Origin of the sequence: Psychrobacillus sp. FSL K6-1415, assembly GCF_038003185.1 — a bacterium.
GTDB classification, from domain to species: Bacteria; Bacillota; Bacilli; order Bacillales_A; family Planococcaceae; genus Psychrobacillus; species Psychrobacillus psychrodurans.
In genome coordinates, this window is sequence record NZ_JBBOOQ010000001.1 from 4,137,832 (window position 1) to 4,163,335 (window position 25,504).

At 36.9% G+C, this 25,504-nt stretch carries 26 protein-coding genes; 12 read left to right on the forward strand and 14 right to left on the reverse strand.

Going from position 1 to position 25,504, the window contains the following annotated elements:
* Positions 1-164 precede the first annotated feature (164 nt).
* The 5 genes from MKY60_RS20420 to MKY60_RS20440 form a co-directional block, all read right to left on the reverse strand.
* On the reverse strand, positions 165-458 hold the full coding sequence (locus MKY60_RS20420) for a DUF6509 family protein (protein ID WP_090567636.1): 294 nt from the start codon (positions 456-458) through the stop codon (positions 165-167).
* Positions 459-760: 302 nt separating this feature from the next.
* The gene (locus MKY60_RS20425) at positions 761-1,765 is read right to left on the reverse strand and encodes a serine hydrolase domain-containing protein (RefSeq protein ID WP_340931005.1); all 1,005 of its coding nucleotides are present in this window, start codon (positions 1,763-1,765) and stop codon (positions 761-763) included.
* Positions 1,766-1,777: 12 nt separating this feature from the next.
* Complete coding sequence (locus tag MKY60_RS20430) at positions 1,778-2,314, reverse strand: DUF4825 domain-containing protein (protein WP_340931006.1); 537 nt, start codon at positions 2,312-2,314, stop codon at positions 1,778-1,780.
* A 143-nt stretch (positions 2,315-2,457) separates the two neighbouring features.
* The gene (locus MKY60_RS20435; protein WP_340880699.1) at positions 2,458-3,111 is read right to left on the reverse strand and encodes a hypothetical protein; all 654 of its coding nucleotides are present in this window, start codon (positions 3,109-3,111) and stop codon (positions 2,458-2,460) included.
* Between the two features lie 13 nt (positions 3,112-3,124).
* Positions 3,125-3,568: an ASCH domain-containing protein gene (locus MKY60_RS20440; protein ID WP_090567625.1), complete on the reverse strand. Its 444-nt coding sequence runs from the start codon at positions 3,566-3,568 to the stop codon at positions 3,125-3,127.
* A 209-nt stretch (positions 3,569-3,777) separates the two neighbouring features.
* Here MKY60_RS20440 and MKY60_RS20445 point away from each other — a divergent pair, with 209 nt between their 5' ends.
* The 6 genes from MKY60_RS20445 to MKY60_RS20470 all read left to right on the forward strand — a co-directional run bounded on the left by MKY60_RS20445 (position 3,778) and on the right by MKY60_RS20470 (position 9,127).
* Positions 3,778-4,947 carry an alanyl-tRNA editing protein gene (locus MKY60_RS20445; RefSeq protein ID WP_340931007.1) on the forward strand — a complete coding sequence of 390 codons (1,170 nt, stop codon included), beginning with the start codon at positions 3,778-3,780 and terminating at the stop codon, positions 4,945-4,947.
* Between the two features lie 70 nt (positions 4,948-5,017).
* Positions 5,018-5,527, forward strand: a complete 510-nt coding sequence (locus MKY60_RS20450; protein WP_093495479.1) for a hypothetical protein — start codon at positions 5,018-5,020, stop codon at positions 5,525-5,527.
* A gap of 172 nt (positions 5,528-5,699) precedes the next feature.
* Positions 5,700-6,095 carry a MarR family winged helix-turn-helix transcriptional regulator gene (locus MKY60_RS20455; protein WP_093495480.1) on the forward strand — a complete coding sequence of 132 codons (396 nt, stop codon included), beginning with the start codon at positions 5,700-5,702 and terminating at the stop codon, positions 6,093-6,095.
* A gap of 120 nt (positions 6,096-6,215) precedes the next feature.
* Positions 6,216-7,385, forward strand: coding sequence for an MFS transporter (locus tag MKY60_RS20460; protein WP_269915785.1), 1,170 nt, complete (start codon positions 6,216-6,218; stop codon positions 7,383-7,385).
* 108 nt (positions 7,386-7,493) lie between these two features.
* Complete coding sequence (locus tag MKY60_RS20465) at positions 7,494-8,030, forward strand: superoxide dismutase family protein (RefSeq protein WP_093495482.1); 537 nt, start codon at positions 7,494-7,496, stop codon at positions 8,028-8,030.
* 14 nt (positions 8,031-8,044) lie between these two features.
* Positions 8,045-9,127 carry a CAP domain-containing protein gene (locus MKY60_RS20470; protein ID WP_090567607.1) on the forward strand — a complete coding sequence of 361 codons (1,083 nt, stop codon included), beginning with the start codon at positions 8,045-8,047 and terminating at the stop codon, positions 9,125-9,127.
* Between the two features lie 55 nt (positions 9,128-9,182).
* Here MKY60_RS20470 and MKY60_RS20475 read toward each other — a convergent pair whose 3' ends face one another.
* The 4 genes from MKY60_RS20475 to adh form a co-directional block, all read right to left on the reverse strand.
* The gene (locus tag MKY60_RS20475; protein WP_241598592.1) at positions 9,183-9,857 is read right to left on the reverse strand and encodes a DNA alkylation repair protein; all 675 of its coding nucleotides are present in this window, start codon (positions 9,855-9,857) and stop codon (positions 9,183-9,185) included.
* Positions 9,854-10,585 (reverse strand): oxygen-insensitive NADPH nitroreductase, encoded by a 732-nt coding sequence (gene nfsA / locus MKY60_RS20480; protein ID WP_093495484.1) that lies wholly within the window; start codon positions 10,583-10,585, stop codon positions 9,854-9,856. The genes MKY60_RS20475 and nfsA overlap by 4 nt, the downstream gene beginning before the upstream one ends.
* 113 nt (positions 10,586-10,698) lie before the next feature.
* Entirely contained in the window at positions 10,699-11,055 is a 357-nt protein-coding gene (locus tag MKY60_RS20485) for a DUF779 domain-containing protein (RefSeq protein ID WP_093495485.1), read from the reverse strand.
* Between the two features lie 57 nt (positions 11,056-11,112).
* The gene (gene adh / locus MKY60_RS20490) at positions 11,113-12,633 is read right to left on the reverse strand and encodes an aldehyde dehydrogenase (RefSeq protein ID WP_090567596.1); all 1,521 of its coding nucleotides are present in this window, start codon (positions 12,631-12,633) and stop codon (positions 11,113-11,115) included.
* A gap of 434 nt (positions 12,634-13,067) precedes the next feature.
* On the opposite strand from adh, the gene MKY60_RS20495 reads away from it, so the two are divergent.
* A complete protein-coding gene (locus tag MKY60_RS20495; RefSeq protein ID WP_090567937.1) occupies positions 13,068-13,880 on the forward strand; it encodes a YitT family protein in 813 nt (270 codons plus the stop codon).
* Between the two features lie 411 nt (positions 13,881-14,291).
* Here MKY60_RS20495 and MKY60_RS20500 read toward each other — a convergent pair whose 3' ends face one another.
* Positions 14,292-15,242 (reverse strand): TRM11 family SAM-dependent methyltransferase, encoded by a 951-nt coding sequence (locus tag MKY60_RS20500; RefSeq protein WP_340931122.1) that lies wholly within the window; start codon positions 15,240-15,242, stop codon positions 14,292-14,294.
* 142 nt (positions 15,243-15,384) lie between these two features.
* Here MKY60_RS20500 and MKY60_RS20505 point away from each other — a divergent pair, with 142 nt between their 5' ends.
* Complete coding sequence (locus MKY60_RS20505) at positions 15,385-17,046, forward strand: FAD-binding dehydrogenase (RefSeq protein ID WP_340931008.1); 1,662 nt, start codon at positions 15,385-15,387, stop codon at positions 17,044-17,046.
* 137 nt (positions 17,047-17,183) lie between these two features.
* Here MKY60_RS20505 and MKY60_RS20510 read toward each other — a convergent pair whose 3' ends face one another.
* Together MKY60_RS20510 and MKY60_RS20515 are read right to left on the reverse strand one after the other, a co-directional pair.
* Complete coding sequence (locus MKY60_RS20510; protein WP_340931009.1) at positions 17,184-17,984, reverse strand: serine hydrolase; 801 nt, start codon at positions 17,982-17,984, stop codon at positions 17,184-17,186.
* 116 nt (positions 17,985-18,100) lie between these two features.
* On the reverse strand, positions 18,101-18,277 hold the full coding sequence (locus MKY60_RS20515; RefSeq protein ID WP_090567581.1) for a hypothetical protein: 177 nt from the start codon (positions 18,275-18,277) through the stop codon (positions 18,101-18,103).
* Between the two features lie 98 nt (positions 18,278-18,375).
* Here MKY60_RS20515 and MKY60_RS20520 point away from each other — a divergent pair, with 98 nt between their 5' ends.
* Both MKY60_RS20520 and MKY60_RS20525 read left to right on the forward strand, forming a co-directional pair.
* Entirely contained in the window at positions 18,376-20,301 is a 1,926-nt protein-coding gene (locus tag MKY60_RS20520; protein ID WP_340931010.1) for a translation factor GTPase family protein, read from the forward strand.
* A gap of 19 nt (positions 20,302-20,320) precedes the next feature.
* Positions 20,321-20,788: an SRPBCC family protein gene (locus MKY60_RS20525; RefSeq protein WP_093495491.1), complete on the forward strand. Its 468-nt coding sequence runs from the start codon at positions 20,321-20,323 to the stop codon at positions 20,786-20,788.
* A gap of 68 nt (positions 20,789-20,856) precedes the next feature.
* On the opposite strand, the gene MKY60_RS20530 is transcribed toward MKY60_RS20525, so the two are convergent.
* Together MKY60_RS20530 and MKY60_RS20535 are read right to left on the reverse strand one after the other, a co-directional pair.
* The gene (locus tag MKY60_RS20530) at positions 20,857-21,465 is read right to left on the reverse strand and encodes a class I SAM-dependent methyltransferase (protein WP_093495492.1); all 609 of its coding nucleotides are present in this window, start codon (positions 21,463-21,465) and stop codon (positions 20,857-20,859) included.
* A gap of 14 nt (positions 21,466-21,479) precedes the next feature.
* Positions 21,480-22,571 (reverse strand): CapA family protein, encoded by a 1,092-nt coding sequence (locus MKY60_RS20535; protein ID WP_340931011.1) that lies wholly within the window; start codon positions 22,569-22,571, stop codon positions 21,480-21,482.
* A gap of 166 nt (positions 22,572-22,737) precedes the next feature.
* Between MKY60_RS20535 and MKY60_RS20540 the strand changes: the two genes are divergently transcribed.
* Positions 22,738-24,363, forward strand: coding sequence for a glycosyltransferase family 2 protein (locus MKY60_RS20540; protein ID WP_241598604.1), 1,626 nt, complete (start codon positions 22,738-22,740; stop codon positions 24,361-24,363).
* Positions 24,360-25,478, forward strand: coding sequence for a non-hydrolyzing UDP-N-acetylglucosamine 2-epimerase (gene wecB / locus MKY60_RS20545; protein ID WP_093495495.1), 1,119 nt, complete (start codon positions 24,360-24,362; stop codon positions 25,476-25,478). Before MKY60_RS20540 ends, wecB begins: the two co-directional genes overlap by 4 nt.
* The last annotated feature ends 26 nt before the right edge of the window (positions 25,479-25,504 follow it).

Genomic DNA, 25,504 nt, shown 5'->3' on the forward strand with positions numbered 1-25,504 from the left:
ATAGCGCGAGCTGTGAGCCCCGTAGGAACGTACAACAGGAACCCAGCTGAGTGCACCACACCGGTTACTATAGTCTCCCCCAAGCTGTTCACACCGTAGTCGTCAACTTGTGGGCTTGTTATTAAAAACAAAAACCAAGAAGTACACGACTTCTCGGTTTTTGTTTATATAATGTCGTTATAATGCTCTTTACAAAATGCAAGAACTATTGCTTCTTCTTCCTCTTCTAAGCCGAAATCTAACACTTTACCGTTGCTTCGATTTAAAAAATGATATTGTACAATGCGTGCTTCGCTTTCTTCTATCACTAGAATCACACGTAAATCTAATGAATTACTCTCATCAAAAAGTTCATCATCTTCTGGCACTTCTATTCCAAGCAGAAATTCAAAGCGATCGCCTGTTATGATTCCTGTTGGATCGTTTAACTTATCAACCTCGTAGGATGTTATTTTCAAAAAGTCCACCTCCGTACCTATAGTTTATCATTTTTAATAGATAATAATCTATTTTCGTTATTATTGATATAATATGCTTAATACCCATAAACTAAGGAGTGGAAAAATGCGTCTAAATCCTGAAAAATTAATTTATATTTTAGTTCCTTTATATCTTTTACTTTTAGTGTTCGGAAAAAATATAAATGAAGTAGTTTACTCTATACTTTCCTTTGTCTTGGGAATCTCTATGCTTTATTTGGCTTATAAACTCCTAAAAAAACAACGAAAAGAACGCAAATAAGATCAGTCCTGCTCAAATTTTAGCAGGATTTTTCCACTTCAAGTAACATTGCGTAAGCTCCTTTAGATTTGTTGGAACAGACAGCAAGTACTAAGTCACTAGAAGGATAGTAGGCTGAGTGAAAACTCACTCCTGGGTCATATCCCATAACATGGTATTTATATACTTCTTTTTCTTGCTTCTCAATCCAAACCCCGTACCCATAATAACTATTCTCTTCTTCCTGAACATGTGGAGTCAGTAGTATGGTTTTATCTTTTAATAAATTACCTTGTATAAGAGCTTCCCAAAATAACACCATATCCTCAGCAGAGACAAATGCTCCGCCATCTGATCCACCCTGTATGGGAAGGGAATACATATTCGTTTTCCACTTTCCATCTTCGAAATCTATGTAACCAATTGCGGTTCTAGCAGGTAATGCATCTAATGCAAAATAACCTGAGTTCTTCATCCCTGCTTTATCCAAAATATTCTGCTGAACATATTCAGTAAATAGCATTCCACTTACTTTTTCTACGATCAAACCGAGAACTATATATCCCGCATTATTATAAGAAAACTTTTCTCCAGGTATAAACTTCTGCTGCTCCTGCTGAAATAAAGGTAAAAAATCATACAGTCGACGAATATGGTACATCGGAGTTTTTATCCATAACTCTTCAAAGTCATCCATTACTTCCTCATCAAAATAATCTGGAATACCTGAAGTATGCGTTAATAAATGATGGACTGTTACATCTTCATGGAAATGCGGAAAAGAGATATCTAATACATCTTTTAATAGGGTATCAAAACTCAATTTGCCTTCTTCCACCAGCTGCACAATCGCAACTGCAGTGAAAATTTTGCACCCCGAAGCAATACCAAAGCGAGTATCCTTCTCATTTAAAATGGTTTCCGCACGATTAGCGTATCCAAAACTAGACTGTACTTGCACCAATTCTCCTTGTTTGACAAAGATAGATCCTGAAAATTGATTTTCCGTTTGAATATTTTCTAATTGATTCGTTAAATTACTCATAACTAAACACCCCTATTTTGTATATTGGTCTACCCAATTGGTCGTTGTATTTTTCATCAGCGGTTGTTGAACTTTCTCTTTAAATACAGCAGGATCTATTAAGATATCAAAGTCTGATCCAAACCATCGTTCCACGTTCTCCCTTGTTACCGAATAGGATTGGTCTGAAAAACGCATATTAATTACTTCTAGATTCTTTATCAAAACAAAAGCTGCAGTTGAATTGTATATAACAGACTTCTCATCACTACTAGTATTGTACTTTACAATAGATGTGAATGTATCTGGTTCCAGTTCTACTATATCTTTGTAATTAGAAAGAGGAAGATTATTAAATAGATTTGTGATATTAGAATTATTACCCATATATTCATTTTCGTAGGCAAGTACTTTTTTAAAGTTATGAGTCTCTACAGAGAGTTGTTCCACATCTTCCTGCTCTACTTGTTTCTGATTATTGCTTAGCACATAAACTACACCTAGCAATAATATTAAAGCAATTGCAATAACTAATCCGATTGTCTTCTGCAAATATTTCACCTCTGACACTTACTAACTCATTAGACTTACGCGATTGATTAATGAGAACTTATCCACATTCTTTATCTACTAAAAGCTCTTCAGCAAGTTATCCACATGTGGGTAACTTGCTGGAAGAATCTATATTCTTACAGCTGTGGATTAAATTTTACTCATTGTATCCTTAATCTACCTTCGACGTTCACTTGAATTGTTTTTCCATCTTCTAGCACAATTTCTAATGGAGAAGTTTCACTGACTTTTTTAGAAAAATACCATCGCCGCTTTGGAGGAACTAATAAAATAAACGTATCTTTTTTTCCTAAAAAGTTTAACTCATCAGGTTCAATTTGGAAATGACCTGAAATAGGAATACCAATTTCTTGAAGCTTCTCTCCTGCTTCTTCTACAAATGGAGTAGTAATACTTACCTCACTTAGGTTTAAAAATGACTCAATGCTGAAGTCACTCCATTTATCTACATTTCGTCTAGCAATAAGTTCAATGACGTTCCCCGCAGGATCCTCAAAGTAAAATGCATCTGCTTCAAATCGAGCATAATATATTTCATCAACTGCTGCTTCTCTATTTAGTATTATTCTTTCTTTTGCCCAATGCTTCGCAAGTGTAAACTGATTACCCGGTATATTAATAGCCAAATGATACGAATTCTGTAATTCGGAATGCCGAAAAATAAGCGTCGTAGTTCCAATAGATATTTGAAAATGTTCGTCTGTTGATGCTTCTATAGGAATTTCTAAAACATTTCCATAGAACCCTCGCAATTGTTTTAATTGATTCGTATATAGTGATACCTTCTTAAACATGTTTTCCCCTCCATTACTTAACGTCTATAAGTTCAAAACGCTCGCAAACAAGTAGCATGTCTTCTGAAAATACCCTACCTACACCCTTTAACTCGTTTGTGAAAAATTCGATATGTACCTTCCGCCAATGTTCGTAGGAGCGATCCCCTTCTCCTTCCGCATAAGCAAAGTCCGAGGGTACTTCGTTCATAGGCATTATTTTCACGTTAGACGTGCGTATTATACAAACAGGTTCATCCTTACTATTAAGCACAACACTATAATCATCCACCTTTGGAAGTGGCTCTTTCTCTAATTCATAAAGTAGATGTAACGAGCATGTAGCGGATTTTACTCCATTCTTTACTAGCTGAGCCAGTTCATCTGGGATTCCACCAAACTGCCAAGAAGTTACCGATAATGGTGTTTCTTTACCTTTCCAATAAGTATCCCAATACTTTTGCGCTAATTTATTCATATATAAAACCTCATTCAACTTTTATTTTTTCGTTAAATTCAGTATATTAAACTATTTCCATAATTACTATTGCAACTTGGTGGATTTATACGTACAACGTATGCTATAACAATAACACTGCAACTAATTGATCATGATTTCAGTATAATTGTATGTATTTTACTTCAATAGAACGCTCGAACTATCCACTTACAAAGGAGCTCATACAAATGACGAATAAACTCTATTATGATGATTCTAGAATTCAATCCTTTCAAGCGAAAGTAATAGAACAACAAGCTGATTATGTTGTACTTTCCGAGACCGCCTTTTACCCTACTGGAGGTGGACAGCCGCATGATCTCGGTCTATTAAACGGTATCGAAGTGACAAATGTAGAAGTAATAAACGGTGAAATAAGACATTTTCTTACTTATCCTTTACCTGAAAATACCACGGATGTAAATGGGCAGATTAACTGGGAGCGACGTTTCGATCATATGCAGCAGCATGCTGGACAGCATATTCTATCAGCAGCCTTTGAACAATTATATGGATACCAAACGATTAGCTTTCATCTTGGGAAAGATACAGTCACGATTGACTTAAATATCACAGAAGTGTCCGAACAACAATTAACGGAAGCGGAACAACTTGCAAATCAAATCATTCTCGAAGATCGTCTTATTAAGACAAAATGGGTAATGGAAGAGGAATTATCCAATTATAATCTACGTAAAGAGACATCTTTAAAAGAAAATATTAGACTCGTCATAATTCCCGACTTCGATTACAATGCGTGTGGTGGAACTCATCCAACATCAACAGGACAAGTACGTGCCATTAAAATTCTGCAAACAGAGAGACAGAAGAAGATTGTTCGAGTGGAATTTATTTGTGGAGAAAGGATTCTTACGCATTTACATAGAAAGCATAAGGTACTAACAAACTTAGTTAGCACATTAAGTACTCCTGAAGATAAAATAATGAATGCAACAAAAAATCTCTTAGAGCAAAATTCAAGACTCGCAAAACAAGTAGCAGATTTATCAAATTCTCTTTTAACATATGAAGCACAAGAGTTAAGAGAAAATGCTGATGGAAATACAATCACTTGCATATTTGAAAATAGATCCATGCAGGAGCTTCAAAAACTTGCAAAATTAGTAATTAATGAAATGCCAAACACAATATGTATTTTGGTTTCAAATTATGAGGACAAATTACAAATCATTGCTGTAAAAGGAAACTATATAGAACAAAGTATGAAAGAGTTAATTGGGCTTGTCCTTCCATATATCAATGGAAAGGGTGGCGGCAATGAGCGAATGGCTCAAGGTGGTGGAGAGAAAATTTTAACAAGTGAGCAATTAATCGAAAAGGTAATATCCTATATCTGATAGGCACCGTTCCACAAATATCCTCCTTACATATACTAAGTTGATTACTTTATGAAAGGAGGATTTAACAATGAACAATCAATTTCCTTTTCCACAAGATTCAGGAGGTCCTCAGGGTTTCCCTTCAATTGAAGGTCAACAATTTGGAAATCAACGGTTTCCTGGAAGCATGATGCCTCCATTCGGACAACAACAGTTTCCTGGGAATATGTTCCCCCCATTCGGGCAACAGGGGCCATCATTTCCTCCTAGCTTTCCGCCAGGTGGACAACAGGGACCATCATTTCCTCCTAGTTTTCCACCTGGTGGGCAACAAGGTGGGCAACAAGGAGCTCCAACTAGTCCCCCACCTTCTTTCGTTCCACAAAGACAAAGCGTTGGAGTATTTGCTGTAGACCCTGGTTCTATTCGTGGATGTTTGTTCCGCAATACGTATGTATGGTTGAATAACGGCAATGCATTTTGGCTTTACCCAACTCATGTTGGAAGAAGATCCATTGCAGGATTTAGATGGAACGGATTCATGTGGACTTTTTACGGAACCGACTTAGAGAGAATTTCCTCTTTTCAATGTTTTTAATACGGTGAATCTACCGAGCATATTGCTCGGTTTTTTTATTTTAGGAATTTTAAAAACCATGGTATTTGTCATATGACACATGTATATACTCTTTACAAATGTTATCATACAAAGTAAGATATACTTAGCTAGCTAAATAAAATCCATTTACATTAAAGGAGTGCTACAGTCGATGAATCCACTTATTCACGAGCTTTTTCAAAGATCTCGTTTTTTAACACAGGAAGCTAATCATACATTAAAAAAGTTTAACTTGTTCACTTCTCAGTGGTCAGTTCTTTACTGTATACAACGACATAAAGAAATGACATTGACACAAATTTGGAAATACTTAAACGTGGAAGCACCTACTATTACAAGAACTGTAAATAGATTAGCTGAGCTTGGCTGGATCGAAATCTGCTCTGGTAAAGATAAACGAGAGAAAATTGTAAAACTGTCGGAACATGCATTACAGCAGTACCCTGCTATCAAAACAGCTATGATGGAATTTGAAGATCAAATGGTCGCAGGTTTATCCAAAGAAGAAGAAGTTCAGTTGTTTGAACTCCTAAAAAAAATTAGATAAATTAAAATTTCCATTAGGTGGTTTTCACGGGCAGTTCTTTCCAGTGTTCGCTTGGGGTTGAGCCTTGTAGCGGGAGTATTACTGCCCATCTAAAACGATATAGCCAGGAGGAATATTACCTTGAAACATAAAGAGCCTATTTGGACGAAAGCTTTTCTTAGTTTGTTTACTACAAACTTTTCTATTTTCATTATTTTTTACGGACTCGTATCCGCACTTCCACTTTACGCCACTGATGTACTGTCGCGTTCAGACGAAGATGCGGGTTTATTAATGACTATCTTTTTAATTTCCGCAATTGTTACACGACCTTTTTCTGGCAAGATCTTAGAACTATTTGGAAAACGAAAGGTATTATGGCTAACTTTGTTCCTGTATCTAATATGTACAGGGCTTTATTATTTTATTGAACCTTTTGAAGCTTTATTAGTACTTCGGTTTGTACAAGGTATTTTCTTTAGTATCGCCACTACGGCGAGTGGTTCAATGGCTGCGGATAATATCCCTATTTCTAGACGTGGTGCTGGACTTGGTTATTTTACTATGTCAACAAATTTAGCGGTTGTTGTCGGTCCGTTAATTGCTTTGACACTCATGCAAAACTTCTCATATGATGCGATGTTTTTATCCTTAACAGTTTTACTACTAATTGGTTCTATTGCTGCATTATTGATACCTGCAGATAACAAGTCCAGAGCTACCGTTCCTAGATCGAAGTTAACGTGGAATGATCTTTTTGAAAAAAAAGCGTTACCTGTTGCATTAATAGCTAGTTTAGTCGCTTTTTCTTATGCTAGTGTACTTTCATACCTCTCTATTTACTCTCAAGAAAAAGGGGTACTTCACTTAACAAGTAGCTTTTTCGCTGTCTTTGCAATCATGATGCTAACTACACGACCATTTACAGGTCGTATTTTTGATGAAAAAGGACCTAAATATATTGTTATTCCCGGTCTTGTCTCTTTCATGATTGGACTTGCTCTACTTGCTTTTATGAACTCGCCATTCCTTTTCTTACTCTCCGGTGCATTTATAGGATTAGGCTATGGTGCAGTCGTTCCAAGTTTTCAAACACTTGCGATACAGTCTACTAAGACTGAGCGAAGTGGATATGCTACAGCAACATTTTTTACACTTTTTGATACCGGTCTCGCAGTAGGTTCCTACATTCTGGGACTTGTTGCCACTCAGCTCGGCTATCAGAACTTGTATCTATTCTCTATTATTTTCCTTGTTATCGCGCTTGTTCTATTTATATTACGAGTAAAAAAAGTACAACGTCCTATGTAGTAGAGGCGTTGTACTTTTTTGTTGGTAACTTTTTCATCTATTACGTATATATACGCCCTTTAATTGGTAATACTTGTACCATTATAGTATTTCAAGGAGGACAATTAGATGAGAAAACAATTCGTAATTCCACTACTTTTAGCAGTCACGGCACTAGGAGGATGTAATTTCCCTTCTGCAGACGCTGATTTAAAAGATGCAGTGCAGGTTTCATTATTAAACACAGAAGGTAAAGAAATAGGGAAAGCAACTTTGTCAGAGCATTCAAAAGGAGTGCATATACTATTAAAAGCAGAGGGTCTTACTCCTGGAGTTAAAGCGATTCACTTCCATGAAAAAGCAAGCTGTGAGAAACCTACTTTTGAATCAGCTGGCTCTCACTTTAATCCAACTGGTAAAGAGCATGGTTTTGAAAACCCAAAAGGCTATCATTTAGGAGATTTACCAAACATTGAGGTTGGAGAAGATGGTAAAGTAGAATTAGAGACGGTATCGCCAGCGGTAGTGTTGACTGCGGGAAAAAGTAACTCATTATTAGATACAGATGGTAGCGCCATTATTATTCATGAAAATGCAGATGACTATAAAACCGACCCTTCTGGCAATTCAGGAGGTAGAATTGTTTGTGGAGAAATTAGCAAGTAGTTTGGAGGTATGACATGAGAAAAATTGGCTGGTTACTACTTTTTGTTTTAGCACTTTTCTTTTCTAGACCATTATGGGAAGAGTATACAGTGGAATACGTTGATCTTTCATTTTTAGAGCCAGTAGATGAATGGATTGATTCACTAGAAGTAGAACAATATTTGAATGAAGCAAAAGCGTACTGGATGCAAATAAAAGATGAACCAGCCACCCATATTGCGTCAGATCAAGAAACACTACCAGGAACAGGCATTGAGTTAGACCAAATAAAAATGGGCATGAAAAAAAGTGAGATTGAGAAAATTCATGGTAATGCTAAACGAGTTAGTCTAAATGAATATAATTTAGTATGGCATACTTACCATGAAAACTACCGGAATTTCATGATGGTTTCCTATGATAGTAACAACAGGGTAAACGCTATGTTTACCAATCAACCTTCTGAATCTTCCTTTCTAGGTTTACAAATGAATAGTACTAGAGAAGAGGTACTTTCTCGGTTAGAGGAGCCCATTAAGAAACTGAAAAAAGGTAATATCATCTATCTCCTACCCGACGCTGGTGAATATGATTTGTTTTTAATCGATAATAACTATGTAACATTTTTCTATGATCTTCATGAAAATAATACTATCACTGCAATTCAGGTAGTCGAAAAATCCGTTGAGAAAAACCATGAATCGACTTTTGGAGAGCCATCCGACGAACTGAAAAAGGGGTTTGAATTTCAACTTTTCGATCTCACAAATGCCGCCCGAGTAGTACATGGTCTTTCCGTCCTCTCCTACGATGAAAGTGTGAGCAACACCGCTCGAAAGCATAGTGAGGATATGGCCATTCACAACTATTTTAGTCATGAAAACCTAGAGGGGAAATCTCCGTTTAATCGATTGGAAGAAGATGGGTTGAGCTTTTCCTATGCTGGAGAAAATCTGGCATATGGACAAACCAGTAGTATCTTTGCTCATGAGGGATTGATGAATTCATTAGGGCACCGAAAAAACATTTTAAGTGTCCATTATGAAAATCTTGGCGTCGGTACGGCTTTTGATGAAAAATCAACTCCTTACTACACAGAAAACTTTTTTACAAATTGAGAGGTTGTCCAAAAGTCAGTGCTTACTGATTTCTGTGACAACCTTGTTTTTAACTTTATTTAAAATGCTTCAATGCTTCCCTCTTACTTAAAGGGGCAAGTGTGTGACTTCCTACGAATTCTTGTACTACTTTCGGACGTGTTTTGGCGTATTCTCTTAACACCCAACCAATTGACTTTTGAAGAAAGAACTCTTTAGATGCTGCATGCCGTTCAATGGTCGCAAATAATAGCTCTTCATTCGTTTTCTCTTTGTATTTTAACTGATGCAGAATAGAAGCTCTATTCGTCCACATATTCGATGATTTTGCCCACTCCACCATCACATCTTCACCTTGTTCTCTATTAGACATAACAATATCTCCTACTATCTTAGGTGCGATAGAATCCACACTATCCCACCAAGACTTCGTTTCAATGAGACTTTGACAGTAGGATAAATTCTTTACAGTCAATTGTTGTTTATATTTTCCTAACAATTCAATTGCTATATAATGATATTCTCTTTCCTCTAACTGGAACAAAGCCCATACTTCCTTTTCCATATCTTCGAATGTCGGAAGTTCCATTTCTTTAGTCATCGTTTTGAAAATCATTCGTCGCTCTGGTGTTTTAATACCTAAGAACGGAAAATGGCTTTTCATATACTTAATCATCGGAAATGCATTTTCCTCATTACGATGTGGCTCCATATAATCTTTTACTTTCGCTATTGTCCATTCTTTTTTCACTTGAGATGAAATCCTTTACTTGCTAAAAAGTCAGCCATATGTGGTCTTCTAGGCTTCTCCAGAAAATCAGCCATTGACTTAGTCCAATTTGCTGTTTTTTGATTGGAACCACGGCTTGTATAATATGCTTCCATTGTTTGATCGTACTCTGGTAATAGTACTTCATATTTGGCACTATTATAGCTATTCTCATGCAATATTGCCTCCAATGGAAGGCGAGGTTTCACTTCGTTTTGCTCATCTGGAATACCAAGAGTAATAGCAAATAGAGGAAATACCCCTGTTGGCAAATCAAACAAATGACTAATTGCGGTTGGTTCGTTACGTACCCCACCTATATAACAAATACCAAATCCTTTGGCTTCGGCTGCAATGACTAAATTTTGTGCAAAAAGAGCTACATCAACTGCTCCTACTAACACATTTTCAGTTGTATCTATATCAATATCTGTTTGTTGTAATTTACCCGCCACTTGCAAACGATGAAAATCAGCACATAATAATAATGCCGCTCCAGCAGTTTCAAACTGCTTAGGGTTTTTAGACAATCTACCAAGCTCTTCCTTTTTTTGTTTATCATTTACCCATATAACACTATATGCTTGGACAAAATGAGAACTAGCAGCATGTTGCGCCGTCTCCACAAGCTCAGAAACTTCCTCTTTAGTTAACATGTAATTTTTATATTTTCTGACTGACGAATGCTTTCTTAATAACTCTTGAACCAAGGTTAGAACCCTCTTTCATCGTAAGATTACATATAGTATAACCGATGCTTTCATCTGGACGAAATGAAAAGCGAAGTATAGAGCCATTAGCCCTTTACTTCGCTTCATTAATATTATTCTTGTAATTGTTTGTTCTCTTCTGATGTAAATGCTCGGGATCTCGTTAAAAATCGTTTGCCTTCCACACCTTCTAAAGAAAACATTCCTCCCCGACCATCCACTACATCTATAATCAGCTGTGTATGCTTCCAATAATCAAACTGGCTTTTGTGCATATAAAATGGAACATCACCTATTTTACCAAGAAGTACATCTTGGTCTCCAACGATTAAATCACCATCCGTATAACACATAGGAGAAGAACCATCGCAGCACCCTCCTGATTGATGAAACATAAGAGGTCCGTGCTTACCTTTTAATAGTTCAATGAGTTCTAGTGCAGCGTCTGTAGCAATTACACGTTCAACCATCTACACTCTTCCTTTCTTTTTTCCGCATTATCGGAGGCAGATGAAAGGTTTACTTTATCAAAAGAATCCTTGCTTATTTTCACTATAGCTTACAAGAAGGTTTTTCGTTTGTTGGTAGTGGTTAAGCATCATCAGATGGTTTTCACGACCAATACCAGACATCTTGTATCCACCAAATGCAGCATGTGCTGGATACTGATGATAACAGTTTGTCCATACACGACCAGCTTGAATTTTACGTCCGAATTGATAAGCGGTGTTCATATTACGCGTCCAAATACCGGACCCTAAACCATATAGTGTATCATTAGCAATTTCTAATGCTTCTTCTTTTGTTTTAAACGTTGTTACTGAAACGACTGGTCCAAAAATTTCTTCTTGGAATATACGCATTTTGTTATTTCCTTTGAAGACAGTTGGTTTAATATAGTAACCTTCTGCCAATACTCCGTCTAATTTGTTTTGCTCTCCGCCGATTAAACACTCTGCTCCTTCTTGCTTTCCAATATCTAAGTATGAAAGGATTTTTTCCATTTGTTCATTGGAGGCTTGGGCACCCATCATAACAGTTGAATCCAATGGATTCCCTATTTTAATAGCTTCTACACGCGCAATTACTCGTTCAATGAATTTATCATAGATAGATTCTTGAATCAGAACACGTGACGGACAGGTACATACTTCCCCTTGGTTCAATGCGAACATAACGAATCCTTCAACAGCTTTATCTAAAAATGCATCATCTTCATCCATAATGTCTTCGAAGAAAATATTTGGTGATTTTCCTCCAAGCTCTAATGTCACCGGTATTAAGTTTTGAGAAGCATATTGCATGATTAAACGACCAGTTGTTGTTTCACCAGTAAATGCAATTTTACTAATACGCGGACTAGATGCTAAGGGTTTCCCTGCCTCTAAACCGAAACCATTTACAATATTCACAACTCCAGGAGGCAAAAGATCTCCAATTAGCTCCATTAGTACTAAAATAGACGCCGGTGTTTGCTCTGCCGGCTTCAAGACCACGCAATTACCTGCTGCAAGTGCTGGTGCCAGCTTCCAAACAGCCATTAGAATCGGGAAATTCCAAGGTATGATTTGTCCTACTACCCCTAGTGGTTCATGGAAATGATACGCTACTGTATCGTTATCAATTTGACTTAAGCCGCCTTCTTGTGCACGAATGGCACCTGCAAAATAACGAAAATGATCAATAGCGAGCGGAATATCGGCATTTAAAGTTTCTCTAACTGCTTTTCCGTTATCCCACGTTTCAGCTACTGCTAGTAATTCTAAGTTTTCTTCTATTCTATTTGCAATTTTATTTAATATATTTGCTCTTTCAGCAACTGAAGTGGAACCCCACGCATCTTTTGCTGCATGAGCTGCATCTAAAGCATGCTCAATATCTTCTGAAGTGGAACGAGCAACTTGTGTAAATACTTTACCTGTAACTGGGGTAACATTTTCAAAGTATTGTCCTTTTACCGGGGGTGTCCACTCGCCATTAATATAGTTTTCATACTTGTCCTTAAATGAAACCTTCGAGCCTTCTGTATTCGGAAATGCATAAACCATTTTCTATTTCCTCCCCTTCATATCTATTTAGCACATTCCATATCGTATGCTAGATTCGTTTTATGTATGCGCTTTCAAAACTATTAAAATAAAAAATAGTCTTCATTTCATTTTGACAGACTATACAAAATATTTCAACAATAATAATTTACTGAGAAAATTTATTTTATACTGTTGTTACTGGACAATTTGCAACGTTTTCATAGCCTGCTACTTGTGTTCATAATGATTTATTTGCGGAATAGGAACTTTACTATTCTCTCTTTCTTACAAAGCTTTCCTACTTTCTATATACAGAATTTTTCTATAAACTAAGTATAGGATTACTTTTAGAAAAGAGGAGATTAACATTGAGTGATTTAGCGAGTGAATTGAAACCTGTCAAAACCCCTCACCGTAGCACCCCCAAGAAAGTCGTATTCGTACGTTTACTCATGATTGCCATAGGAGCTATATTAATGGCTATTGGATTAGAATTATTTCTAGTTCCTAATCAGATATTGGACGGTGGCGTTGTAGGCGTATCCATCATCCTGTACCACTTAACTGGAGTCCGTTTAGGGATCTTTATATTTGTCCTGAACATTCCATTCTTTTTCCTCGGATATAAACAAATAGGAAAAACCTTTGCATTATCTACACTATTCGGTATTACCATACTATCGATATGCACTTCTTTCTTACATAATATTGATGCTATTACTCCTGATTTATTACTTGCCACTGTTTTTGGTGGTATTGTTTTAGGCACGGGCGTTGGGCTAGTTATTCGTTATGGAGGCTCTTTAGACGGTTCCGAAATTCTTGCAATTTTATTTAATAAGGCTACCCCATTTTCAGTTGGGGAGATCATCATGATTATAAATCTGGTCATCTTTACAATTGCTGGGTTTGTCTTTACGTGGGAACAAGCAATGTATTCGTTTTTAGCTTATTTTATAGCCTTTAAAACAATAGATATTGTCATTCAAGGGTTAGATGAGTCAAAATCAGTCTATATCATTAGTGAAAAGATAGAAGATATCGGTGATGCTATTATGGATCGTTTAGGACGTGGTGTAACCTATTTACATGGTGAAGGTGCTTTTACTGGAGAAAACAAAAAAGTTATCTTTACAGTCATTACACGATTAGAAGAGGCAAAATTAAAGTCTATCGTAGAAGAAATAGATGACCATGCATTTTTAGCAGTCGGCAATATCGCCGAGGTGCGTGGTGGTCGCTTTAAAAAGAAGGATATACATTAAGAAAAACTGAGCTAAACGACATGCCCGTCCCTTTAAGGTCAAAATCTGTTTCTATCGTTATCGAAGGGCCTTGGACTATTACCGAGTGAATTTTTGTGGTATTGGTTGTGACGTCCGTCACAACCAATACCACTTTTTCGGTAATCTTATCTTATGGCATTTTTCTGTCCGTTACCCTTCTATAACTCTTAGAAAGAGGTTATTACGTTTTTGGATAAATAGAGAAAAGAGACTTTCCAATTGATAGAGCAAGCTCACGAAGATGCAATTTCGTGAGCTATTTCACTTCTATATAGTAAACACTTATTATTTCTCTTTATTTCCACTAGTATAAAAGAAAATCTACTTTCTCCATAGCCTTACAGAACAGTGTCCCTAGAGATGGTGAATCGGAATCCCTTTCCTATTAGCTTATTCACAAACAACTATTTCGCGTATAAACTGTTGTTTTTTCGTAATACAGCGGTCTTTTATGTGTAAACCTACTGTTTCCAATCGATCATCCATCGATTCTATCGTTACAATTACTACTTTTTGGGCAATTCTACGGGCATGCTTTAAAATGGTAAATTGTTCTTCCCAAGATGCATTAGTATACAAATTATAAGGCAAATCTATAATCGCTACGTCATACATCTCTCCAATGTCTTGAATGGCACTCTTTCGAACATCTCCATTCAAACCAAAATAAGCAATATTTTCTCGAGATCCTTCACATACAAGTGGGTTAATATCTCTTCCCACAATATCTATACCCATCGATAATGCTTCAACCAGTACTGTACCAATTCCACAGCAAGGATCAATAGCCCTCACACCCTTCGGATATGGAACTGCGATATTAGCTACCGCTCTGGCTACTCTTGTACTAAGGGCAGTAGAATACTCACGCGGTTTCTTTATATGATTAAACCAAATAGGCTCACTTTTCGTGTATAACCCGAAATACCAACGATCACCAAATGGAACTATTGCAAACAACTGATCCGGATGATGTAAATCGAAATCACCTTGCATTTCACTTCCAATAGTCCTTTCTATATGAAGTCGTTCTGCATTCTCAATCTTATCAATGCCTTGTCGATCATTTATTTTTAAGAAAATAACTTTATTCGTTTCACCCTCGGAACCGAAATTCGGGGCTTGAGCGATAATTTCCTTTACTGTGTCCCCTTCTGCTAAAACTTCTAATCTTCCTTTCATAAAAGGGCTTCTACTAGGATCTATTTTTACAGGACTCTTTAAAATTTTCATTTCTGTGTCTATATCAAAAAAAGAGCGCATCTCTAGATGACATAGAGAACGCTCGGCCTCATTATATGCGTATGTATATATAAATGCCGATTGTCGGCTGTTGTTTATCAATGTTATTCCCTCCAATAGTACTTCTATTATACCACGGGTAGCTGTTCAAAATCATTTTGGTGTAGTGAATAGTAATTCATAATTCAATGGAATATAATACAATTAAGTTTCAGAATTTTTGGTTAAATGGGGGATGTAGATGGAATGGGACGTCATTATAGTCGGTGCTGGACTTGCAGGACTAGTTGCTACCGCTGAACTTGCGGAGGCTGGAAAGAAAGTTTTACTGCTAGATCAAGAACCTGAAGCATCACTTGGAGGGCAAGCTTGGTGGTCGTTTGGAGGATTATTTCTAGTAGATTCCCCAGAACAACGAAGATTAGGAATTCATGACTCCTATGATTTGGCTTGGCAGGATTGGTTAGGAACTGCAGGCTTCGACCGTGAAGAGGATGAAGATCACTGGGCAAGAAAATGGGCGGAGGCTTATGTTCGCTTTGCGGCAGAGGAAAAACGAAATTGGCTTCATGCACAAGGTATTCGATTTTTCCCTGTAGTAGGTTGGGCAGAACGCGGAGGTTATCTTGCAGATGGCCACGGGAACTCGGTACCGAGGTTTCATATCGTATGGGGTACAGGACCAGGTATTGTGAAGCCATTTGAGACTAGAGTTCGAGCTGCCATGTCAAAAGGAAATGTTGAATATAAACCGCGCCACCAGGTAGATGAACTTCTTATGGACAATGGACGAGTTATTGGTGTGAGCGGTTCATTATTGACCCCTAGTTCTGCTGCTCGTGGAGAACCAAGCCCTAGAGATGTGATTGGAAATTTTCAATATGTAGCTAAAGCCGTTATGGTAACAAGTGGTGGAATTGGCGCTAATCATGATTTAGTGAGGGAAAACTGGCCTTCTAGACTTGGCAAACCTCCTAAGCGTATGATTTCTGGAGTTCCAGAGCATGTAGATGGTCGTATGCTTGCCATTACAGAGAAGGCTGGAGGTCGCTTAGTAAACAAAGATCGTATGTGGCACTATACAGAAGGTATTAAAAATTGGAATCCTATCTGGCCACATCATGGGATACGTATACTCCCAGGTCCATCTTCTATTTGGTTAGATGCCACAGGACAGCGTTTTTCTGCTCCTAACTTTCCTGGTTTCGATACATTGGGAACACTTGAGGCTATTCAAAAAACTGGATATGATTACTCTTGGTTTATACTTACAGAGAAAATTATTGAAAAAGAATTTGCACTTTCCGGATCAGAGCAAAATCCAGATTTAACCGAAAAGAGTATTAAACAAGTACTGAAGCGAATTTTACCAGGACCTACTTCCCCAGTAAAAGCTTTCATGGAAAAAGGAGAAGACTTCGTCGTATCCAACAATTTAGCCAACCTTGTAGATGGGATGAATAAAATTACCGGGGACAATCTATTAAATTTGGAGCATATTGAGAGACAACTAGTCGCTAGAGATCGTGAAATCGATAATAAATTTACAAAAGATCTTCAAATTACTGCCCTTAGAGGTGCTAGGAACTATATAGGGGATAAATTAATACGAGCAGCATCTCCCCATAAACTATTAGACCCTAAAAACGGCCCTTTAATTGCGGTTCGGTTAAATATCGTAACTAGGAAAACATTAGGTGGACTGCAAACCGACTTAGATGGTCGAGTACTAAATGATAATGGAATTCCCATACCTGGTCTTTATGCAGCAGGTGAAGTAACCGGGTTTGGCGGAGGCGGAGTTCATGGATATCGCTCTTTAGAAGGAACCTTTTTAGGAGGATGTATCTTTACAGGAAGAGAAGCTGGAAGAGCACTGGTTCGCAGATTAAATCAAAATTAATAAGAAAACTATTCTGATTGAGGATTTGAAATATATACAAAAAAAGTATGAAGGATTCCAAAACTCATTACTTAAAAGACGACATGATTAGTATAGTCATGTCGTCTTTTATTGTTTTTATATATTACTGCTCTTCCTCACTGTAAGTAGTTATATATTTCCTCCCCAATATGAGAAAGAATTCGCTTCGATATTAAATCGTCTTCATCTTTTGATAAAACCGTTGCGATAAACTCTCGGTCACCTACATAAAAAATTCCAACGTCGTGACGAGTTCCCGGAATCCACCCTGTCTTATTAGCTAACTCCCATGGTGCCTTTCCATGATCAAAATCAGAATATGGAGAAGGTAATTTCTCTGGCAAACAATCACGTACTTGTTGTTTTTTCATGACATCTACCATTTGGTCGCTAGCTTTATTACTCACTAATCCCCCTATAGCCATCTCATGTAAAAGGACACTTATGTCCACAGCTGCTATGCAATTAGCACCTTTCGGATTAGGCTTACTTAACATAAGCTTGTTAAGAAAAGTGCTATATACCATACCAACTTCTTTCATCGTATTTTGGATACTTTCTACTCCTACCAGGTCGATTAATAGATTTGTTGCTGTATTATCACTTTGGATAATCATCAGCATAATAATGTCTTTAAGAGGTAACGATGAGCCCGGAGTAAAATGTTGAATTACACCTGAGCCTCCCACATAATCTTGTTCATCAAGGATTATTAAATCGGTGAGAGCCAAATCTCCCCGTTCCACTGCACTATATACCGAGGCCATGATAGGTAACTTAATAACACTTGCCGCATAAAAAAGCTCCTGTTCGTTATGCTCCCATTTCTCCCCTGAATTCAAGTCCTCTAAAACGATTCCCCAAGTCCCTTTTGACGGTACAATCAATTTCTCAATCCTACTTACAAGCTTCTCCAAAATCCATCCCCCTATAATAAATCAATTTGTTTTATTATAGATCACAGTTATTTATTTGAATATTACAACAAACAGAAAAAGTGAACCGAATTGCATCAGTTCACTTTTTTGATGTCTTATAAATCTTGATAATCTCTTTGATATTTACCGCCGTCTTTTACTTCTGAATGATATAGAGCCTTTAAAGCAAAGCTTTTCTCTAAATCATGCTCCTTCATAACTTCTTTTAACCGCTTGCTTAATTCTGGGCTATATTTTACTAACTCTTCCATTTTAGATTTCGAATATTGCATATTGTATTCCTTCTTCCTTCGTTGTTTAGTCTTCCTAGTATAGCACTGAACAGGTTGTTTCACCGTAATTTGTTATAATTAAGTTCAGAGGTGAGAACATGCATAAAACCATTGGAATTCTTGCACATGTAGATGCTGGAAAGACTACTTTTTCGGAGCAGCTGCTTTACCATACAAATACAATAAGACAACGAGGAAGAGTTGACCACCAAGACTCGTTTCTTGATAGCCATACAATAGAAAAAAATAGAGGAATTACTATCTTTGCTGACCAAGGAATCTTTACTCACAATAATTCTACATACAATATTATCGATACTCCCGGGCATGTAGATTTTTCTCCAGAAATGGAGCGTGCTATTCAAGTAATGGACTATGCCATTATTCTTATTAGTGCAGTAGACGGCATTGAGGGTCATACAGAAACTGTCTGGCAATTACTGCGTAAACACAAAGTACCAACTTTTTTCTTTATCAATAAAACTGACTATGAAGGGACTGACCCAGCAAGCATTCTTGCTGAAATACGTGACACCTTATCGGACGACGTATGCGATATAACAAATACTTTCGACGAAGAACTAATTGAATTTATTGCTGAGAGAGATGAGACCTTATTAGAAACGTATATGGACAGCGGATTTGATAAGGACTTATGGACAAAAACGCTTCAGCAAATGATAAAGGAAAATAAAGTCTTCGCATGTGCCAGTGGCTCCGCATTAAAGGATTTTGGAATAATAGAGTTTTTAGAGAAACTAGATTTATTAACTACAACCTCCTATAAAGCAGACGATGCATTTGCAGCGCAAGTGTATAAAATTCGACATGATGAAAGTGGAAACCGTGTTACCTTTTTGAAATTAGTTAATGGAACGTTAAAAGTCCGTGATAGTGTAACCTACAACGAACAAACCGAAAAAATAACACAAATTCGGTTATATAGTGGCAATAAGTTTAAAACCATAGATCAGGCTATAGCAGGTGAACTAGTTGCTGTGACAGGCTTAACGAACGCTTCCATTGGGGATGGACTCGGCTCTCTTACACAGAAAACTGCGTTCGATATGATTCCCACGTTAAAATCTAAAGTTCTCTTTGGTACTTCTATCCATGTAAAGGAAGTATTGCGTAGCTTTAAACTATTAGATGCAGAAGATCCCTCTCTACGTGTATTTTGGGATGAGTATTTTCAAGAAATACATGTCCATGTAATGGGAGTTATCCAGCTAGAAGTACTCGAACAAATAGTTTTGGAACGATTTGGTTTTCACGTATCTTTTGGTGAGCCTAAAATTTTATATAAAGAGACTATTGATAACTCCGTTCGAGGATATGGTCATTTCGAACCTTTAAAACATTATGCTGAAGTGCACTTATTAATCGAGCCTGCTGCCAGAAACAGTGGAATTACCTATGCAAATGTTTGTCATGCGAATGATTTATCCATAGGCCATCAAAATCTAGTTAGCCATCACCTTTTCGAAAGAGAACATCATGGTTTACTAACAGGATCCTCCTTAACAGATGTGAAAATTACTTTGCTAACTGGTCGCGGACATAACGAGCATACGCATGGTGGTGACTTTAGAGAAGCCACGTACCGTGCACTTCGACAAGGATTAGAAAAAGCTGAAAACATCTTACTTGAGCCATTTTATGACTTTACGATTAAAGTACATATGGACTTAATAGGCAGAGTATTATCCGATATTCAACAAGCAGCAGGAACCTTTGAACCTCCAGAAAATATTGGAGATAAAGTTCTCGTAAAAGGAAGAGTACCTGTGGCTACATTTATGAAATATAGCACCATTTTTGCTTCATTCACCCACGGCAAAGGATCTCTTAGCTTAGTGTTTGGTGGTTATGATCGTTGTCACAATACACAAGAAATCATTGAAGCACTTGGTTACATTAAAGAAGCAGACCCTGAATATACATCTACTTCTATTTTTTGTGCTAAAGGAAAAGGATATCCCGTCTACTGGGATGAGGCCGAAGCAGCTATGCACTGCCTATAAATTTAAGGAGGAATAGTTCATGATCGCTACAATTCATAACGAAAAGGGAATCTATCTCGCACGATTCGAAAGACAGTTCGATCACTCAGTGGAAACTGTTTGGGAAATGCTAACGGATAATGAGAAATTGAAACAATGGTTTGATGAATTAGAGATTGTCGATTTACGCCAAGATGGGTTAATTCAGTTCGATCTGCAGGACGGTTCATACGAGGATATGAAGATTCTGGATTATGAACCACTAAAGACTTTAGTGTTTGAATGGGGCCAGGATATCGCAAGATTCGAATTATCCTCTTTATCCAATGGTTGCAAATTAGTATTTGTAGAAACAATTTCTACTATAACTGAACATACTCCGAAAGATTTAGCTGGTTGGCATGTTTGTTTAGATGTTATAAAAGCATTGCTAGATGGAAATTCGATTAAGCGTGAAGATGATTGGAAAATCTGGTTCCAGAAATATAAAGAGCTTCTAAATAATTGATAATACAGAAGCCTTTTTAACTTCTGCAAAACTACTAAAGCACTCCTTTTGCTGTCAGAGTGCTTTACTTAATCCAATCGGTAGATTAAAAACCGTTCGTTATTATTTTCTTCGTATAAACCAGGGAGTCGAATCTCCTTGCATAATTCAAATACTGTTTGGATTTCAAGAAAATGACTATATTCTGTGGTTGGATAATAGAGAATGACATCCACTGAACGTGGAAAATCTTCCACCGACCTTAGAATATTATCTATAACCTTTTGAAAAATCTGTAGAGAAAATGGATTAAAAAAATAAAACCGATTATCCTCTTTCTCTATATCATATCCTTCTGCAAATATATGTTCAAACTGAATGGAAGCTCTCGATTTCTTGGCACGCTCCATATATCTAGCTAAGTTCTCCATAGCCTCCTGATAGAGTTGCCCACTCATTTCTACCCCAACCGCTGAGGCATGTAAATGGTGGTAAACGTAAAAAGGGAATCTTCCCTTGCCACATCCAAAATCCACAAAACGATCGGTAGATTTCCACTCCTCATATTCGTCAAAAAGAACCTCTAAAGCTGAATACGGTGTTGCTTCATATCTATTGTAATGAGACGATTGATGCTGCCACTCTTTTACACCCTCTGTCTTAATACGTAATAATCTGTCATGTTCTTGTTCTTTCACATGTTACCTCCAGCTTACTTTACTCCAAATACATGCTGTTGAACCCACGCATCTGTTTTCCCAATCTCACCCTCAACATCTTTTAAAAAGTTAACCGTATAGGTCTCACCCATCAAAACAGCTGTCGATATGAAGCTAGGATTCTCTATAGTCATTACTTGTTCACCATTCACATTTTTCTTTAAAACTTCTATTTTAGCAATCCCACCAATATTAGTATACTCATCTTTTTGACCCGAGAAAAAATTTCCTAACGAATAAAACACATGTGTCCGATGACCACTTTCTGAAATAATCAGTTCATAAGGTTGAATAACATGAGGGTGATGACCAAATATAATATCTGCACCTGCATCTGCAATCGACTGTGCCAGCTTTTTCTGCGTATCATTAGCCTCAAGGTTATATTCTGCCCCCCAATGGATGCTAACAATAATAAAGTCTACTTTTGCTTTTAACTCTTCAATATCCCCTACAATTCGATTCTCATCTATCTGATTTACTAAATAGCCCTTTCCTTCTGGAGTTTCATGCCCATTTGTTCCATACGTATATCCCAGAAGTCCAAGTGATATATTATCCACTTGGAATATTCTATCGGCCTGTTGATCCTCTATCGATTTATAAGCACCAATATACGGCATTTCTACCTTCTCCATCTGTTGAATTGCTTCTAGAAGACCTTCTTCTCCTTGATCGAGTGTATGATTATTAGCTATCGATAAAACGTCTACACCAGCATCTTTTAAGTCTCCAATAATATGTGGAGGACTAGAAAAGTTAGGATAACCAGACACTCCAAATGCTCCACCTGCCGGTAAGGATTCTTGATTTGCTATTAACAAATCAATGGATTTCAATTCATCTAGCACAGGAGAAAAAGAAGGAATAAAACTCATATAATTATAAAGCGGTAAATGTAGTAATACATCTCCAATCATCGCAATCTCTATTTTTTCTTCCCCATAATTCATATAAAATGTCGAAAATTGTTTCCCGTGGAACTCTTTATTAAATTGAGTAGGTTTCTCTATTTGTAGATTAAAGTATAACAATACTGAAATAACAACGACTAAAAAAGCAGCTAAAGCCTTGATAAATAACACCTCCACTCCAATCATGTACTTCGATTGCGTTACTTATACAAAATAATCTTTATATACTTATAAGGATAATAGCCGCTGTCTATTCTCGGCCCTTTCATAGTATACAAGACAGACAACATTTCTTATATACAATTATGTTGCTGAAAAATAGCAAAGGAAGGTAAACATGAACTTAGAAAATAGCAAATGGTACAAGTGGCTGCCTAGGAGAGGTCGTCCTTTACGAGTACGAAAAAAAGGAGTTATAAGTAATGCTCAAAAGTCGAGCAACAAAGTAGGAGTTGTGCTCCCGGTGTATAACCAAGAAAGGGAGTATTTATTTGAATGTGTACAGGCTATTGAGAACCAAACGTACCGAAACTTTGAATTAGTAATTGTCATTGATGGGGCAAATGCTCAAACTGTAAAAGCAGTATATGAAGCATCTAAGCTTTTAACATGTAAGTTTTCCATTATTCATCGCGTTTTCAATAAGGGCATAGCTTACTCCTTAAATGAAGGCTTTGAAAAATTGCTTGATTGCCCCCTTTTGACTTGGATATCTAGTGATAATAAACAATGGCCAAACTACCTTGAAAAATTAGTAGAAACGATGAAGAACGCTACTCCCGAAACAGTTTTAGTATATTCGCTTTACCATCCTATTGATGAAAAAGGACTCTCTCGAGATTTAAATAACACTTGGTATCAAGCACTCAATGAGATGATGAAACGGCCAAAAGAAGAAATTATGTTAACTTGTTTTATTGGTGCTTCCTTTCTCTTTACTAGAGAAGCATATGAACAAGCAGATGGCTATGACCCTAAATATGGACTAGTTTCTGACTACGAATTTTGGATTAGATTAATGCCTCTCGGTGAATTTTTATTCTTGCCAGAACCTCTCATGGATTATCGTCTAAATGGTAAACATTCTTTAACGACGATAACGGCCTCTGAAGATTTATTTCTCCAAAGTATGTCCGCAAGTGTAGATCATAGAAGAAAAAATGGTGATAACCCTAAAGTCACTGTTATTATTACGGCCTGTAACCACGAAAAGTATATAAAAGAATGTATACAAAGTGTATTAAGCCAATCATTTTCTAATTTTCACATTGTCGTAATAGATGTAGGTTCAACCGATTCGACTTTAAGTAAAATCTATTCAATGCACGATACTCGAATCATTCCCATTCATATAAGTAAAAGACATAAAGCTGATGCTCTCAATATCGGATTGGAATATGTTCTTGGAGAGTACGTATTAGAATTAGACGGAGATGATTGGATTGATCCCGCTACACTGGAGACCATGGTGAATGAAATGGATTCACTTGCCGAAAATGTAGGTTTGGTCTTTGCAAACAGAAAGATTTGGTTCGAAGAAAACGGTGTTTTACGTGAGGGATCTATTCACAAGGGACTTAACTATGCAGACAAATATGAGGTATTGGAAAAGTTTCAAACGCATTGCCCAAGAATGTATCGTTACTCCGCACTTAAAGAATTAAATGGTTGGATGTCTACAATTCAAGGAGAACCTCTTTTAGCAGATGATTTTGCAATGTTCTTACGTCTTGCTGAGCACTACAAGCTACACTGGATTGACAAAGACTTATATCATCAGCGTCGACATAACACCAATATAACTATAAAAGAAAAGGAAATATTAAATAACCAATTCCGTATACTTGCTCAAGAAACATTACTACGTTGGGGGAATCTGTATAAAGCAAATTTTGAAGTAATTGATGGTACTATAACGAAAATCAATTTAGTTCCCACTGGAAAAGAGATGACTAAACAATGAAGGTATTAATTATATTTGGGACTCGTCCAGAGGGTATAAAATTTGCACCAATTATACAGGAACTAACGAATACGAAAGAAATGGATTGCGTTTTGGTAAATACAGGACAGCATCGAGAAATACTCGACCAAGTATTATCACTATTTTCAATTACCCCCCACTACCAATTAAACCTCATGAAACCAAATCAAACATTAGAAGAAATAACATCGGAAATGATAAAAAAAATTGGAGAAGTATATGAGAAGGAAAATCCCGATTTAGTGTTAGTGCTTGGTGACACTGTAACGACTTTCACAGGTGCCTATACAGCTTTCTTACACCGCATTCCAGTCGGTCATATTGAGGCTGGCTTGCGCACATTTAAAATGTACTCTCCTTTTCCAGAGGAAATGTATCGAAAACTTGTCACTAGTCTTAGTAGCTATCACTTTGCCCCAACGGAAAAAAGCAAAAATAACCTCTTACAAGAAGGTATTCCAGAGAACAGAATCTTCGTAGTAGGGAATCCAGTAATAGATGCACTCCTTGACGTTACTGGTAGACCATATACCTTCCCACCAAACATACAAAAAATAATAAATAATAATCGACGCATTGTTTTAGTGACTACACATCGACGCGAAAATTTTATAAAACTAGAAGGTATCTACCTAGCTCTCAAACAGTTATTAGAGGATTTCGATGACATAGAAATTATCTTTCCGGTCCATCCTAATCCAAATGTAAGAAAACAAGTACAGAAACATTTATATACAGACAATATTAGCTCTCGTATACATTTAATTGACCCATTGGACTACGAATGCTTCTCTCACCTAATGAAGCATTCCTATCTCATAATTACAGATTCTGGAGGTATACAGGAAGAAGCTCCAGCACTTAATGTTCCAGTGCTAGTTGTCAGGGAAAGCACAGAACGTATCGAAGGAGTGGAAACCGGAACGTTACAATTGGTAGGGACAGACAAAGAAAAAATTTTATCAGCTACCAGGAAACTACTTAAATATCCAAGTGAATACTCAAAAATGGCCAATACTCTTAATCCTTACGGAGACGGAACCTCAGCAAAACAAATAGGCACCTTATTAAATAAAATAGAAAAGAAGATATGAGTATGGCTACTCATACTTTTTTCTAT

What these genes read in the sequence shown, in the direction of transcription:
- MKY60_RS20455 (WP_093495480.1), top strand. Translation starts at nt 5,700, where the DNA reads ATGAATCCACTTATTCACGAGCTTTTTCAAAGATCTCGTTTTTTAACA.
- MKY60_RS20425 (WP_340931005.1), bottom strand. Translation starts at nt 1,765, where the DNA reads ATGAGTAATTTAACGAATCAATTAGAAAATATTCAAACGGAAAATCAA.
- MKY60_RS20540 (WP_241598604.1), top strand. Translation starts at nt 22,738, where the DNA reads ATGAACTTAGAAAATAGCAAATGGTACAAGTGGCTGCCTAGGAGAGGT.
- MKY60_RS20525 (WP_093495491.1), top strand. Translation starts at nt 20,321, where the DNA reads ATGATCGCTACAATTCATAACGAAAAGGGAATCTATCTCGCACGATTC.
- MKY60_RS20485 (WP_093495485.1), bottom strand. Translation starts at nt 11,055, where the DNA reads ATGGTTGAACGTGTAATTGCTACAGACGCTGCACTAGAACTCATTGAA.
- MKY60_RS20505 (WP_340931008.1), top strand. Translation starts at nt 15,385, where the DNA reads ATGGAATGGGACGTCATTATAGTCGGTGCTGGACTTGCAGGACTAGTT.
- adh (WP_090567596.1), bottom strand. Translation starts at nt 12,633, where the DNA reads ATGGTTTATGCATTTCCGAATACAGAAGGCTCGAAGGTTTCATTTAAG.
- MKY60_RS20440 (WP_090567625.1), bottom strand. Translation starts at nt 3,568, where the DNA reads ATGAATAAATTAGCGCAAAAGTATTGGGATACTTATTGGAAAGGTAAA.
- MKY60_RS20470 (WP_090567607.1), top strand. Translation starts at nt 8,045, where the DNA reads ATGAGAAAAATTGGCTGGTTACTACTTTTTGTTTTAGCACTTTTCTTT.
- MKY60_RS20435 (WP_340880699.1), bottom strand. Translation starts at nt 3,111, where the DNA reads ATGTTTAAGAAGGTATCACTATATACGAATCAATTAAAACAATTGCGA.
- MKY60_RS20450 (WP_093495479.1), top strand. Translation starts at nt 5,018, where the DNA reads ATGAACAATCAATTTCCTTTTCCACAAGATTCAGGAGGTCCTCAGGGT.
- wecB (WP_093495495.1), top strand. Translation starts at nt 24,360, where the DNA reads ATGAAGGTATTAATTATATTTGGGACTCGTCCAGAGGGTATAAAATTT.
- MKY60_RS20515 (WP_090567581.1), bottom strand. Translation starts at nt 18,277, where the DNA reads ATGCAATATTCGAAATCTAAAATGGAAGAGTTAGTAAAATATAGCCCA.
- MKY60_RS20520 (WP_340931010.1), top strand. Translation starts at nt 18,376, where the DNA reads ATGCATAAAACCATTGGAATTCTTGCACATGTAGATGCTGGAAAGACT.
- MKY60_RS20495 (WP_090567937.1), top strand. Translation starts at nt 13,068, where the DNA reads ATGATTGCCATAGGAGCTATATTAATGGCTATTGGATTAGAATTATTT.
- MKY60_RS20445 (WP_340931007.1), top strand. Translation starts at nt 3,778, where the DNA reads ATGACGAATAAACTCTATTATGATGATTCTAGAATTCAATCCTTTCAA.
- MKY60_RS20465 (WP_093495482.1), top strand. Translation starts at nt 7,494, where the DNA reads ATGAGAAAACAATTCGTAATTCCACTACTTTTAGCAGTCACGGCACTA.